The following is a 13,392-nucleotide window of genomic DNA, read 5'->3' on the forward strand; positions in this document are numbered from 1 at the left end:
AGACTCAGGAAAGGCGCTCCACCTCGACCAGGGCCCGATCAACGACCGTCTCCAGGGTGTCGCCTGAAACTATGGCGTCCGCGCACCCCTCGTACAGCGGGGCACGTTCGGCCAAAACCTCGCGCACCTCTTCCACTATGGGCTTGCCCGTAAGCGAAGGCCGCTGCGCCTCGTTGGGGTCGCGCGCCAGCCTGGCGGCCAACTCTTCGGGCTCGGCCTTCAGGTAGAGAACGATTCCGGATTTGAGGATATCGCGATTGGCGGTGCGCAGGACGATGCCGCCGCCACACCCTATCACGCGGGGCTCTTCTTCGGCCACACGGGCCAGCACCCCGCTCTCTGCGTCGCGGAAGACGTCCCAGCCCTCGGCCTCGATGTAATCGGCGATCTCCATGCCCACTGATGCGACCAGTTCATGGTCCGTATCAATGAAGGCCGCACCAAGCCGCCCTGCCAGCAACTGGCCCACACTCGTCTTGCCGCAGGCCCGGGGCCCGATTAGAAACACGTTTCGTTTCAGCTTCATAACCAGGAACCCTAGTGCAAAACGGTTCGGGATTCAATGTGTTGCTTTGCTCTCGACCGGCGATAAAAAATCTGCAAACGGCGGCTTTCTTCCATCGCTTTCCCGGCATGAACTTTTTGTAAATAATCCCTGCGAGCTCACCGAGACACCCCGAAAATTTAGCTGTTCCTGGCTTCGACGGGGAGTCCTAAAAGGATTTCTGATTCGACAGGAGGATTGGAGAACCCCAGAGGAACAGGTTAACCAACTGAAAAATAGAGTAATATTGGATAATCGCCCTGTTGATTTCAATCTGAAAAAGAAAGGGATTTCCGGATCACTGAAAAATTTTCCATCAATTTGATTTATTGCTTGCCTTTAATAAGAATAGTTACTATTAATTAGTCATGAAGAACGAACAAACCTGTACCAAGACACGTGAAGTCGCCATTGAGCTGGGCGATTGCCGCTCATGCCAGGGCTGTATCGATCTCAACCCCGACGTATTCCAATGGGATGAAGCACTGGACATGCCCTATGTGTGCCGTTCCAAGGTTACCGAGGAAGAAGTCCGGGACATCATGAACACCTGTCCCGAAGGATGCATAGTTTTCGTAGATTGCTGATTACCCATTGCCATTCCAACTCCTCTGCAACGCAGTCGGCGGTTTCTCCTCAACCGTCGGCTGTCGTTGTTTTCGGCCGCCGCTTTAGCCCTTCTTCGGCATGGGCGGCAGGGAGCATGATTCGCTGCAGCACGTCCCGTAAATGAAACCGCAATAGGTGTGAAAGACACGGGTCTGCTTTTCCCGCTGCTCATCGGTGAGGGGCTTTATCTCGGCCGAAGCGACCATCTCGGCCAGTCTGGCATAGTCCGGCACCGCGTTCATGGACCGGGCGACAACTTCGCCGGTGCGGACGTCCAGCAGGGAGGCGTCCATGGTGTCGGTGACCAGGGCATAGGCCACAGGCCCGCCCTCAATGAGCCTGCCCGCGCAGACAGTCTCCCGCTCGAAGGAGCCCACATCGCCTGCGCAGAAGACGACCACCAGCATGGGCCTGCCATCCTCATCGTAGACCACGAGGTCAAGCGGCCGCTCGAACTCCTCCCCTTCCACGCAATACGTGAGGGGCACCTTGGCCTTGAGTTGGGCTTTTGGGTAGCCCTTTTCCTCCACCAGCAGGCGCGCCAGGGCCTGGCGAAATTCCTCGAAGGTAGTCTCGTCTATTTCCTCACCGGTCAGGTAGTCGCGGAGTGTTCCGCCCAGACTCGCCTCATGCATGGTTAGGTCTCCTTTTTTTCAGAGTAATTACTGAGAGAGGTTGAAGCAAGAAGGAAGAGAAAAGGAAGCCGCCTTTCTGGCGGCGATGACCAGGCGAAGGGTTTCGGCCCTGCGGGCAGGCGCGCTTCGGGCTGCGCTTTCGCCGTGCAAAAGCGGCTCTAAGCCCCGAGCTCGATGACCGGTCGCTGCCGGGTCAACTTGGTAATTAGCAATTCATGGAACTGTCTTTTGCACATCAAATCAAGCTAGCACCTGCCTGCCAACAATAAGAAACAATTCGGCGTTTCGACTTTATTATCGGAGGTCCACGGTAAGCCCCTTGCTCGCGGGCCTAGAAGCTCACCAACGTGGGCGGCGGCTCTTGTCTCGGAACCCGCACGACGTTGGACGGCCTCCGAATGGTAAGGTTGGCAGTGCGCTCCACTCAACGAAGTCCGGAGCCGACCGGGTTGGATGAGATTCTCGCCAGCGAGCACCGGGGCGGGGATGATGCTCCAAGCGCCTTTTCTTTCGTCTATTTCTTTCGGCGCAGCAAAAGAAATGGACCCCGCCGGGAAGGCATGGAGGGCTTTTGGGGGCAAAGCCCCCAAACCCGGCTCTCGCTTCGCAAAGCGAAGCTTGGAGGTGCGGAGCGGCACGCTCCAAAACCGGCTCTCCGCAGTGCCAGCGCGATTTCCAGGAGGTGGAGGAGCGGAACGCTCCACCACCGACTCTCCGCCGCGCGGCAGACGCCCCCTCCCCTTCCCCCCAAAAAGAAACCGCCCGGTTCGGCAAAAGCCGAACCGGGCGGTCTGTTATCAGTATGTCCCTATTCTAGTGGTGCGCTCCACCGGAGATGGCCAGACCGAAAAGGTCCTTACCCGCAGTGATAGCGAAGTTGAACAGGGGGGCCGGGATGATGCCGATGATCAGCACGGCGGCGGCGAGCATTCCCGCTCCAGCCGAAGCGAACCAGCCATTATCAGGAGCAATTGCGGCATTGGGTGACGTCTCCTCAGTGAAGGCGTGCCGGAACAAGCTCAGATAATAGTAGATGGCAATGGCGGAGTTCACGACCAGGGTGATGACCAGCCAGTTGTAGCCATGGTCCCAGGCCGAGGTGATCAGGAAGAACTTGCCCATGAAGCCCATGGTCGGCGGCAGGCCAACCAGGGCGAAGGCTCCGGCAGCCAGCGAGAACGCGAGCACCGGGGCTTTCTTGTACAGACCGTTCAGATCGCTGAGTTCCAGGTTGCGTCCGTCGGAAGCGACCCGGGAAACGATCCAGAAGACCAGCAGGTTCATGACCAAGTAGGCCAGAGCATAGAAGGCGGCGGCTGCCAATCCTTCCACGGTGCCGCTGACCAGACCGACCATGATGTACCCGGCGTGGGCCACGGAAGAGAACCCGAGCAAGCGCTTGATGTCCTTCTGGGCCAGGGCCGAGAGGTTGCCGAAGGTCATGGAACAGGCTCCGAGCACGGCCAGCAGTGTAGTGATCTCCAGGCCGGGCTTGAGGAACATGGCCATACGGACGAGAACCACGATTGCGCCCATCTTGGGCATGGTGGCCACGTACGCGGCTGTTTCGTTGGAAGCGCCCTGATAGACATCCGGGCACCAGAAGTGGAACGGGAACAGGGCCAGCTTGAAGAACATGCCGCCCAGGAACAGACAGAGACCAACGACGGCCATGGGGCTGTCGGCAAAGGTCCAGTTCTTGGTGGCAAGTTCCGCGATGTAGGTCGTGTGCTGGCTGGCCATGATGTAGGACAAGCCGTACAGGGCCAGGGCCGTGGCGACCGCGCCGAACAGGATGTACTTGACGCCCGCCTCGGCTGCCCCCTTGGACTTGGCCCGGAGCGGGATGGTCGCGTACATGGCGTAGGAAGCCAGTTCCAGTGCCAGGTAGATGGTGATCAGTTCCACGCTGGATGCGAGCATCATCAGGCCCAGAGTGGAGAATCCAAGGAGCATGTAGTAGTCCGCGCGCTTCTCGTCGGCAAGGGTCGGCTGGCGTGACGCGTTGAGCACGGTCACGAAGAAGCCGAAGGCGATGGCGATCTTGAAGAACTGGGACATCATGTCCACTTTGTATACGTCGTAGAACATGGAACCATGCACACTGTAGTGGGCAATGGTCACGAACAGGCCGAGACCGGCTCCGAAGGGAAGCCATTTTTCGACCTCGGGCTTCCACTCCCGGGTGCCGAGGCTCTGGATCATCAGAACCAGCACAAGGAAGAAGAAGTAGAGTTCCGGGACGATGAGACTGAGATTGAAGTTCACGTCTTGTCCCCCTTACTTATTGGCAGCGAACACGGACAGGATGTCGTTCGCGGCGGTTTGAACCGGCTGTTCGGTTTCGACATGAGCGACCTTGCGCTGGCCGAAATCGGTAAGCAGCTTGTCGACGGACGGGTCAATGATCTTGAAGAACGGCGTGGGAGCCAGGCCGATCCAGAGGACAAACACGGCGGGAATGGTCAGGTAGATCCATTCACGGGCGTTGAGGTCCTTCCAGTTCTTGGCCGTGGAGGGCTTGCCCCAGGCCATCTTCAGCGACACGCGGAACATGTAGGCGGCCGCCAGCAGCGCGCCGGGCACGCAGAGGAAGCCGATCCAGGTGCTCTGCTGGAACGCACCGACGAAGACGAGCATTTCACCCACGAACCCGTTGGTTCCGGGGAAACCGAAGGAGGCCAGCGCCATGAAGCCCCAGAAGAACATGAAACCGGGCAGGTACTTGCCAAGGCCCATGTTCTTGGAGATCTCGCGACTGTGGCTCCGCTCGTAGACCGCGCCGATCATCATGAAGAGCGCGCCGGTGACGATGCCGTGGTTGAGCATCTGGAAGAGCGCGCCTTCCACGCCGCGCTGATTGAACAGGAAGATGCCCAGCGTGACGAAGCCCATGTGGCCCACGGATGAGTAGGCGACCAGCTTCTTGATGTCCGTCTGCCCAAGGGCGATGGCTCCACCGTAGATGATTGACGCCAGGGATATGACGATCATCATCGGGGCGAAGTACTCGCTGGCCGCCGGAGTCAGCGGCAGGCAGAAGCGCAGGAAGCCGTAGGTTCCCATCTTCAGCAGCACGGCCGCCAGGATGACGGAACCGGCCGAAGGCGCCTGGACGTGCGCAGCGGGCAGCCAGGTGTGGAACGGGAACATGGGCACCTTGATGGCGAACGCCAGGGCCATGGCCAGGAATGCCCAGAACTGGAAGCGGAAGCTGAAGTTCTGCTGCATGAGATCGGGAATTGAGAAGGTGCCGCCCGTGATCCGGAAGGCCACGATGGCCGCCAGGAGCAGGGTCGAACCCGCCAGGGTGTACAGGAAGAACTTGAGCGACGCATACTTGCGGTCGTCGCCACCCCAAACTGCGATAAGCAGATACATGGGGATAAGCATGGCTTCCCAGAACACATAGAACAGGACCAGGTCCAGAGCGCAGAACACGCCGAGGACAGCACTGGTCATGAACAGCAGGCAGAAGTGGAATTCCTTCTCGCGTTTGCCGATGTAGGTCCACGAACACAGGACGCACAGCGGAAGGACCGCTACGGTCAACAGGACCATGAGTATGCTGATGCCGTCCACGCCGAGGTAGTACTGAAGTCCCCATTGGTGGACCCAGTCGATTTTCTCGACGAACTGGAAGGCGGCGTTGAGTTTGAAGTTAGCGAGGGGCACGGCGAGGAGGCACTCGATGAGTGACACCGCAAGGGTGTAATACCTCACCACCGGCGCGGCCTTGATGAAGAAGAGACCACACGCCGCGACAAGCGGGAATGCGATCAACAGGGTGAGTACCGGATATCCGAAGTCCAAAACTTGCTCTCCTTAGATTGTCCGGCTTAGCCGAAGTACCATACCAGGGCGAAGATGCCCAAACCAAGAACGGTGGCATAGGCCAGGTAATCCTGCAGGTTCGCATTCTGGACCTTAGCCCCGAACCTGCCGATGTTCCTGACGCTGTAGGCGCTTCCGTCCACCACTGTATCGATGCCCTTCTTATCGAAGACGCTTGTGCCTCTACCGGCGTCGATAAGAGCCTTGAGGCCCACGGTCCGGTATACCTCGGTCCAGACGTCATCGACCTTGGAGCTGGGCCAGCAGATCCCGCGCATGGTGACGCGTCCGATCAGGCGGTAGAACCAGTCGAAGTCCAGATTGAGGAAGGCGTGCGGCTTGATGACCTTACGAGTCAGGTAGAAGGCCAGGCCGGAGAAACCGAGCAGCAGGCTCGAGTTGATGACCTTGTCGATAGTCCAGGGGACGAACGCGTGATGCTCGACCTCGAACGGAAGGTACTTGTAGAGCATGTGCGGGTAAACGCCCTGCGCGATACACAGGAGGCCCGCAATGGCCATGCCCACGTACATGTTGACCGGGATGGGCTTGACCTCACCGGTGTATTCCTTCTTTCCGCCCCAGAACGCGAAGTACGGGAGCTTGACGCCCACCGAGATGAACGTACCCACTGCGGCGATCTCCATACCCAAGGCCAGCCAGGTGTGGTGCGCCTCGGCGGCGCCCGCAATGGTCATGGTCTTGGAGATGAAGCCGTTGAACAGCGGCATTCCGGAGATGGACAGCGCCGCGACCATGTACCAAACCATGACCCACGGCAATTTGTAGGCCAGGCCGCCCAGCTCGTCGAGCTTGGCGGTGCCCACGGAGTACAGGACCGCGCCGGTTCCCATGAACAGCAGGCCCTTATAGAGGATATGCGCATAGGCGTGAGCCACGGCGCCGTTGAGCGTCATGGCGGTGCCGATGCCGATGCCGGCGACCATGTATCCCACCTGCGAAACGATGTGGTAGGAGAGGATGCGCCGTGCGTTGTTTTCAATACACGCGTAAAGCACGCCGTAGACAGCCATGCAGGTACCGGCGATGGCCAGGACCTCCCAACCGGCGAATCCGCGGCAGAGCACGTAGACAGCGGTCTTGGTGGTGAAGGCGCACATGTACACCGCGCCACCCACGGAGGCCCGGGGGTAGGCGTCGGGCAGCCATGCGTGCAGCGGCACCACGGCGGCGTTCACGCAGAAGCCGATCAGGATCAGCCAGTCATAGAACTGGGCATGGCTCGCCTCCACGCCGACGAAGGCGAAGGAGCCGGTGGCCTTGTACTTGAGCAGCAGCCCCGCCAGCAGGAACAACCCGCCCACGGTGTGGTACAGGAAGTACCGGAAACCCGCGTTCACGCACTCCTTGGTCCGGGCCTGCCAGATCAGGAAGGTGGAGCCGATGGACATGAGTTCCCAGAACAGGAACACAGTCAGCAGGTCGGCCGCGAACACGCAGCCGAAGCCGCCCGCCACGTACAGGGACGAGGCCACGTAGTGTCCCTTGTCCTCCACGTGCATGCCGTAGATTGCGCCCGCAAAGGCGATGATGGCGAAGACCTGGCCGAAGACGATGGACAGCTTGTCCACCCGGCCCAGGATCAGCGTCTGATCAAGGTAGCGCAGGGCACCGTACATGCCCGGTTCCACGGACATGATGCCGTAGAGCGCGATAAGCGGCGCGAGGATGGCAAGAGCCCCCCTGAACGCCTTGTTGAGCCACAGCCCCTTGGGGACCAGCGGCACGATGGCCGCCAGCGCCAGGAACGCCATGGAGGGATGGATGAAGCTAGTCTCCATAATAATCCTCCTCGCGTTTGATAAAGGGCTGGACGATTTTCTTCATGATAATGACCATCGCGAGACCGACGACGAGACCGAAGGCTCCGAAGAAGCCGGGATACTTGTCCACGCCGAAGTGCGGATGGTGCGTCACAAACGGGACGTTCAGAAGCAGCAGTATGCCGAGCACACCGAAGAAGATGTATTTGAACGTCTTCTTCTTCTCGCTCCACTGCTTCAGGAGCCCGCCTAATCCTTGTTGTTCACTCATATCTTCCTCCCTAGAACTTGCCGAGCATGTTGACGAAGTTCAGGAACGTCTGCGGATACAGACCCAGGAACACGGAGATGGTGGCTGTGATGCACAGCGGCACGACCATGGTCTTGGATGCCTCGTTGTACTGGCCGATGTTGGCCTCCTCGGACGGCGTCTTGAAAAAGGCGCGGTAGAGGATGGGCACAAAGTAGCCGGCGTTCAGGGCCGTACTGAGCAGCAGCATGACCAGCAGCGGCCACTGATTCGAATCCAGGGTACCGTTGATCAGGTACCATTTGGACACGAAGCCGCAGACCGGCGGCATACCGATCATGGACAGAGACGCGATGCCGAAGGCACCGAAGGTCCACGGCATCCTGCGGCCCAGTCCGTCCATCAGCGAGATCTTCTTCAGGTGCGTGGCGACATAGATTGCGCCAGCGGCCATAAAGAGTGTGATCTTGGAGAAGGCGTGGTGGGCGATGTGCATGACGCCGCCCTGCACGGCCGAATCCACAAGCATGGTCACGCCGACCACGACGTAGGAGAGCTGGGCCACTGTCGAGTAGGCCAGCCGCGCCTTGATGTCGTCCTTGGTCAGGGCGATGAACGAGGCCACCACCAGGGTGAAGCCCGCGATATACGCCGTGCCGTGCGCGATGCAGGTGTCGCCAAGTATTGTGCCGGGCGAACCGATGTAGATCTGGCTCATGGTCAGCGCTCCGGCGACCTTGGTGCCGAAACCGGACAGAATGATGCGGCAGACGCAGAAGACACCGGCCTTAACAACGGCCACAGCGTGCAGCAAGGCCGAGACCGGAGTCGGTGCGACCATGGCGGACGGGAGCCAGTTGTGGAACGGCATGAGAGCCGCCTTGCCGATGCCGAAGATGTACAGCCAGTAGGTCAGCGCCACCAGCCTGGGGTGGGCGGCGACCACGTCCGGGGTGAACATGCCGTTGACGATGTCCGCCAGGTGGAAGTCCAGGTTGCCGACCAGCACGTAGGTCAGGACCATGGCCGGCAGCAGGAAGAGCTTGGAAGTACCCATCAGGTAGACGATGTACTTGCGCGCTCCGATTTTCGCGTCCGCGTCCTCGTGGTGGTAGACCAGAGGATAGGTGAACACGGTGATGATCTCGTAGAAGAGATACAGGGTGAACACGTTGGCCGACAGGGCCACGCCCACGGCGCCGAAGATGGCTACCGCGAAGCAGACATAGTAACGGGTCTGCGCGTGCTCGTTAAGGCCGCGCATGTAGCCGATGTTGTAGCTGGTCACGAAGAACCAGAGGAACGGCGCGATCAGGCCGAAGACCATGGACAGGCCGTCGGCGGCAAAGGCAATGGTTATTCCGGGCAACAGTGTGGTGACTTCGTAGTACCAGACATGCCCGTTGAGAACGGCGGGTGCCATGGACACCACGCTGCCGAACGTAAGTGCGGCGGCGATGAAGCTGACGGCCTCACGCCGGTTTTCATCTTTACGACAGAGCCAGACAAAGAGCGGCGCAAGCAGTGTAATCACCACCGGCAGCAAAATCCTGGCAGAGACTATGGTAACCCCTTCCATAACAAGCTACTCCTTCAAGGTGGTGATATCGCTGGACCGGGCGGATTTGAAACGCCTGGCCACAACTACTACAATGGCCAGCACAATGGTCGCTTCGGCCGCGGCGAGACCCATGACGAACAGGGTGCCGAGCTGGCCGAGGGTTGCGCTGAAATCGGTCAGTTGCGCGGCCGCCACCATGGACAGGCCGGCTCCGTTGAGCATCAGCTCGACGCAGATCAGCATACCGACGAGACTCCGACGCTGGGTCAGACCGAACAGGCCCGCGCATAACAGGATCAGAGCCACCAATTGATACAGAGTCAGGGCACTCATCTATTTCTTCCCCCTTTTCTCCCAGGTCAGCAGCACGGCGCCGGACATGGCGACCATGAGGATGACCGAGATCAGCTCAAAGGGCAGGAAGTACGAGCCCATCAGCTCGCCGCCCAGTTGCTTGATGGAGACCTCGACAGGGGTGGCGATGGACGCCACGGGTCGGGTCAGCACCAGCCAGCCGAGCACCGCCGCAGGGGCGATGGTCGCGGCCAGTCCGAGGACATATGTCTTCATGGGGGCCTTTTCTCCCTCGTCGCCACCCTGCTCCGCGCGCGTCAGCATGACCGCGAAGAAGATGAGGACCGAGACGGCGCCCACGTAGATGAGCAGTTGCATGAAGGCCATGAACGGGGTGGCCAGCAGCATGTACATCCCGGCCACGCCGATGAGGGTCGTGATGAGCCCCACCAAGGCGCGGACCAGGCTGGAGCTGGTTACCGCGAATATGGACCCGCCCAGTATGACGAGCGTGTAGACGCAGAATGCGACTTTTGCCATTATTTCCATAGTTAAGCCTCCTTCTCCGCCGAGGGCTTGGCCTCGGCCTTGGGAGCGGGAGCCGGAGCGGACACTTCCGTGGCCTGTTCCTTCAAGCGAGCGAGGAGATCAATGTTCATCTCTTCCCTGCTCGTTGCCACCCAATACATATTATTTGAATACCGAAGCGACTTCACCGGGCAGTTGTCTATGCAGGTGCCGCACAGGCTGCACAGGGTGTAATCGTAGGTGAACTTGAGAGGATTCTTGGGAGCCTTGGGCTTGACGACCTTTTCTCCCGCCTCCTTGGCGGCCTTCATGGCGGCCTCCTGCTCGGGCGTGGGCTTGGGGGCCTTCTGCTTGACCAGTTTCAGGCAGTTGCTCGGGCAGTTGGTCACGCACATCATGCACGAGATGCATTTGGGCATGGCCGGATCCTTGGGCTTGCCGATGAGTTCGACATGCCCGCCGTATGTGGACAGATTCTCGTCGTCAATGACCTGGCGCGGATAGTGGACCGTGATCAGGGGCTTGCAAAAGTACTTGCCCGTGATCTTCAGACCCACAATCAGCGACCAGCAGTCGAGAATCGGCTGTATGACGTGTTCCTTGAATTTTCCCATAGCTACACCCCTACAGCTTGATGAGCAGCGCGGTGACCAGCAGGTTCGCTGTGGCCAACGGCAAGAGCCATTTCCAGTTGATGTTCAGGAGCTGGTCGAACCGCACGCGGGGGTAGGTCCAGCGGGCCCAGATCATGACGAAGAGCAGCGCGTAGGTCTTGATCAGCATCCACCACCATCCTTCGATGCCCGGGATGGGGCCATTGAAGCCGCCCAGGAAAAGGACGGAGCAGATGGAACAGATCACGACCATGTAGCCGTATTCCGCCATGAAGAAGAGGCCGAAGCCCATGGACGAATACTCGGTGTGAAAACCGGCGGTCAGCTCGGACTCGGCCTCGGCCAGGTCAAACGGAGCGCGGTTGGTTTCGCCGAACATCGCCACGATGAATATCAGGAAGGCCAGAGGCTGTTTCCAGATGAGCCAGTTGCCGATGTGGCCGCTCTGCTGCGCAGTGATCTCGGTCAGGTCCAGGGAACCGGTCATGAACGAGATGGTCAGCACGACCAGCAGCAGCGGGATTTCGTATGCCACGGTCTGGGCAACGGCACGGGCCGCGCCGAGCACGCCCCATTTGTTGTTGGAGGCCCAGCCCGCGAGGATCACGGCCAGTCCGTTGAAGCTGGAGAAAGCCAGGATCAGGAGCAGGCCGAGGTTGACGTGCATCCCCGTCAGCACGGGGCCGTAGGGAATGGGCATGAAGAGCACCAGCACCGGAATCATGGACAGGATCGGGGCCAACCAGAAGAGGAAGCCATCCGCATTGTCCGGAGTCAGGAGCTGCTTGCTCATGAGTTTCAAACCGTCGATGAGCGGCTGAAGCGCACCGTGGGGACCAACCTCGTACGGGCCGGGGCGACGCTGGATGTGGCCCGCGAACTTACGCTCGCAGTAGACCAGGACCAACGCATTGAGCCCCAACCAGACCATGGCTGCGACAACGGCGATGATCAGCGGCAATATGTATTGCATGAATATTTCCATAATTATCACCCTACCTGTCGAGTTCCGGAATGATCAGGTCCAGGCTGCCGAGGATGGCAACCGCGTCCGCGAGGATGGTTCCCTGAGCGGACTCGGCAAAGGCATTCATGTTGGAGAAGCCCGGTGCGCGCAGCTTGACGCGATACGGCACCTTGGACCCGTCGGAGACGACATAGACGCCGATCTTTCCGCGTCCGCCCTCCACGTTGAAGTAGGCCTCGCCCGCCGGCGGCTTCATGGCAGGCTTGGGAGCCTTGTCCACGATGTGCTTGCCCTCGGCTCCGTCCAGCTGCTCCAGCGCCTGTTCGATGATGCGCATGGACTGCTCCATCTCTTCCAGCCGGACGTGATAGCGTCCAGCGGAACAGGCGGAGGTCTGAACCGGGATGTCGAAGTCGAAACGGTCGTACACGGAGAACGGTTCGTCCTTGCGCACGTCGTAGGGCACACCCGCGCCCCGGAGGACCGGACCGGTACAGCCGTAGCGCTGACACATGTCCTGATCGATGATGCCCACGCCTTCGATGCGCCGCCTGAGAATCAGGTTCTCGGTGACCAGGTCGTGGTACATGGGCAGTCTCTCGCGGAAGTGCGGGATGAAGGCCTTCATCAGTTCGATACACTTGTCGTCGAAGTCCGACTGCACGCCGCCAATGCGGAAATTGGAGTAGGTCAGCCTGGAGGCGGAAGGCCTCTGCAGGATGTCCAGGATCATTTCACGATCGTCGAACGCGTACATGATCGGAGTAAACGCGCCAAGGTCGAGTATGTAGGCGCCCCACCACAGCAGATGCGAGGTGAGGCGGTTGAACTCATTCATTATCACGCGCAGGTATTCCGCGCGTTCGGGCACCTCGATGCCCATCAGTTTTTCCACTGCGCCACAGTAGGCCCAGTTCCACGCCATTGCGTGGCCGTAGTCGACCCTTCCCATGTTGGGGATGAATCCCCCCCAGGTCTGGGTCTCGCCCATTTTTTCGTGCATGCGGTGCAGGTAGCCAAGTACTGGCTCGGCGCGGACGATGTATTCGCCGTCGACCTCGATCACGATCCTGAGCACGCCGTGTGTAGACGGATGCTGCGGACCCATGTTGATGATCAAGGTTCCGTCCTGCTTCCCGGCCTCAAACTTACGGGTGTAGAAATCACCCGTCATTTGGTCCATATTCTGGTAAGCCGACATAAACTTTCAATCCGGTGTTGTGGTGACCGGCCGGTTTCCCGACCTACGCTTCGGAGGCCTCCTCGGCCTCCTCTTCCGCAAACAGCGCTTCTATGTCCTTATTACAGGAGACGACCTCTCCGAGGCTCAGGACGTCCTTGATGGATTTCCTGACCTTGGCGGTCTTAAGCAGCGGGTGGACGTCCACGTCCTCGGCCGGCATGAGCAGCGGCACGAGGTTGGGATTTCCCTCGAAGTTGACGCCATGGAAGTCGCGGGTTTCCCGCTCATGCCACTCGGCGCCGTGGAAAATCCCGGCAATGGACGGCACCGTGGGGTTGTCCTTGGAGACAAGCACCCGCAGTGTGACCCGCTCATCGATGGTCCACCGGTTGAAATGATACAGCACTAAAAATCCCTCTTCGAAGTCCAATGCGAGGACGTCTTCAAGGGAGTAGCCGGTCTCGTAGAGCCGTTTGGCGGCTTTGACGAGTTGGCCCGGCGCCAGAAAGACGGACCAGACATGACCCGTCGAACCTTTGTCCTGTTTCGCCACGCATTGGGTGGCGATGCCTTCAAGCGCTTTCAGCAT

The 13,392-nt window shown here is 59.7% G+C and carries 14 protein-coding genes; 1 reads left to right on the top strand and 13 read right to left on the bottom strand.

Annotation, left to right across the window (positions count from 1 at the left end):
- Window positions 1-4: 4 nt before the first annotated feature.
- Window positions 5-526, bottom strand: a complete 522-nt coding sequence (gene aroL, locus GM415_RS16500) for a shikimate kinase AroL (protein WP_158950110.1) — start codon at window positions 524-526, stop codon at window positions 5-7.
- 386 nt (window positions 527-912) lie between these two features.
- On the opposite strand from aroL, the gene GM415_RS16505 reads away from it, so the two are divergent.
- Window positions 913-1,131: a 4Fe-4S domain-containing protein gene (locus GM415_RS16505; protein ID WP_158950112.1), complete on the top strand. Its 219-nt coding sequence runs from the start codon at window positions 913-915 to the stop codon at window positions 1,129-1,131.
- 84 nt (window positions 1,132-1,215) lie between these two features.
- Here GM415_RS16505 and GM415_RS16510 read toward each other — a convergent pair whose 3' ends face one another.
- From GM415_RS16510 to GM415_RS16565, 12 genes are all read right to left on the bottom strand, one after another.
- Window positions 1,216-1,788 carry a type I restriction enzyme HsdR N-terminal domain-containing protein gene (locus tag GM415_RS16510; RefSeq protein WP_158950114.1) on the bottom strand — a complete coding sequence of 191 codons (573 nt, stop codon included), beginning with the start codon at window positions 1,786-1,788 and terminating at the stop codon, window positions 1,216-1,218.
- Window positions 1,789-2,601: 813 nt separating this feature from the next.
- Window positions 2,602-4,056: an NADH-quinone oxidoreductase subunit N gene (locus tag GM415_RS16515; protein ID WP_158950116.1), complete on the bottom strand. Its 1,455-nt coding sequence runs from the start codon at window positions 4,054-4,056 to the stop codon at window positions 2,602-2,604.
- 12 nt (window positions 4,057-4,068) lie between these two features.
- The gene (locus GM415_RS16520; RefSeq protein ID WP_158950118.1) at window positions 4,069-5,601 is read right to left on the bottom strand and encodes a complex I subunit 4 family protein; all 1,533 of its coding nucleotides are present in this window, start codon (window positions 5,599-5,601) and stop codon (window positions 4,069-4,071) included.
- A gap of 26 nt (window positions 5,602-5,627) precedes the next feature.
- Window positions 5,628-7,424 carry a Na(+)/H(+) antiporter subunit D gene (locus GM415_RS16525; protein ID WP_158950120.1) on the bottom strand — a complete coding sequence of 599 codons (1,797 nt, stop codon included), beginning with the start codon at window positions 7,422-7,424 and terminating at the stop codon, window positions 5,628-5,630.
- On the bottom strand, window positions 7,414-7,677 hold the full coding sequence (locus GM415_RS16530; RefSeq protein WP_158950122.1) for a hypothetical protein: 264 nt from the start codon (window positions 7,675-7,677) through the stop codon (window positions 7,414-7,416). The genes GM415_RS16525 and GM415_RS16530 overlap by 11 nt, the downstream gene beginning before the upstream one ends.
- Window positions 7,678-7,687: 10 nt before the next feature.
- On the bottom strand, window positions 7,688-9,235 hold the full coding sequence (locus tag GM415_RS16535) for a monovalent cation/H+ antiporter subunit D family protein (protein ID WP_158950124.1): 1,548 nt from the start codon (window positions 9,233-9,235) through the stop codon (window positions 7,688-7,690).
- Window positions 9,236-9,241: 6 nt separating this feature from the next.
- Entirely contained in the window at window positions 9,242-9,550 is a 309-nt protein-coding gene (gene nuoK / locus GM415_RS16540) for an NADH-quinone oxidoreductase subunit NuoK (RefSeq protein ID WP_158950126.1), read from the bottom strand.
- Entirely contained in the window at window positions 9,551-10,060 is a 510-nt protein-coding gene (locus GM415_RS16545; RefSeq protein ID WP_158950128.1) for an NADH-quinone oxidoreductase subunit J family protein, read from the bottom strand. It lies immediately after the preceding gene.
- Window positions 10,061-10,062: 2 nt separating this feature from the next.
- Window positions 10,063-10,653, bottom strand: a complete 591-nt coding sequence (locus tag GM415_RS16550; RefSeq protein WP_158950130.1) for a 4Fe-4S binding protein — start codon at window positions 10,651-10,653, stop codon at window positions 10,063-10,065.
- A 10-nt stretch (window positions 10,654-10,663) separates the two neighbouring features.
- Window positions 10,664-11,626, bottom strand: coding sequence for an NADH-quinone oxidoreductase subunit NuoH (gene nuoH / locus GM415_RS16555; protein WP_422393759.1), 963 nt, complete (start codon window positions 11,624-11,626; stop codon window positions 10,664-10,666).
- Between the two features lie 22 nt (window positions 11,627-11,648).
- Window positions 11,649-12,821 carry an NADH-quinone oxidoreductase subunit D gene (locus GM415_RS16560; RefSeq protein ID WP_158950134.1) on the bottom strand — a complete coding sequence of 391 codons (1,173 nt, stop codon included), beginning with the start codon at window positions 12,819-12,821 and terminating at the stop codon, window positions 11,649-11,651.
- Between the two features lie 43 nt (window positions 12,822-12,864).
- On the bottom strand, window positions 12,865-13,392 hold the full coding sequence (locus GM415_RS16565) for an NADH-quinone oxidoreductase subunit C (protein WP_158950136.1): 528 nt from the start codon (window positions 13,390-13,392) through the stop codon (window positions 12,865-12,867).

The sequence above is a fragment of the Pseudodesulfovibrio cashew genome (assembly GCF_009762795.1).
GTDB classification, from domain to species: Bacteria; Desulfobacterota; Desulfovibrionia; order Desulfovibrionales; family Desulfovibrionaceae; genus Pseudodesulfovibrio; species Pseudodesulfovibrio cashew.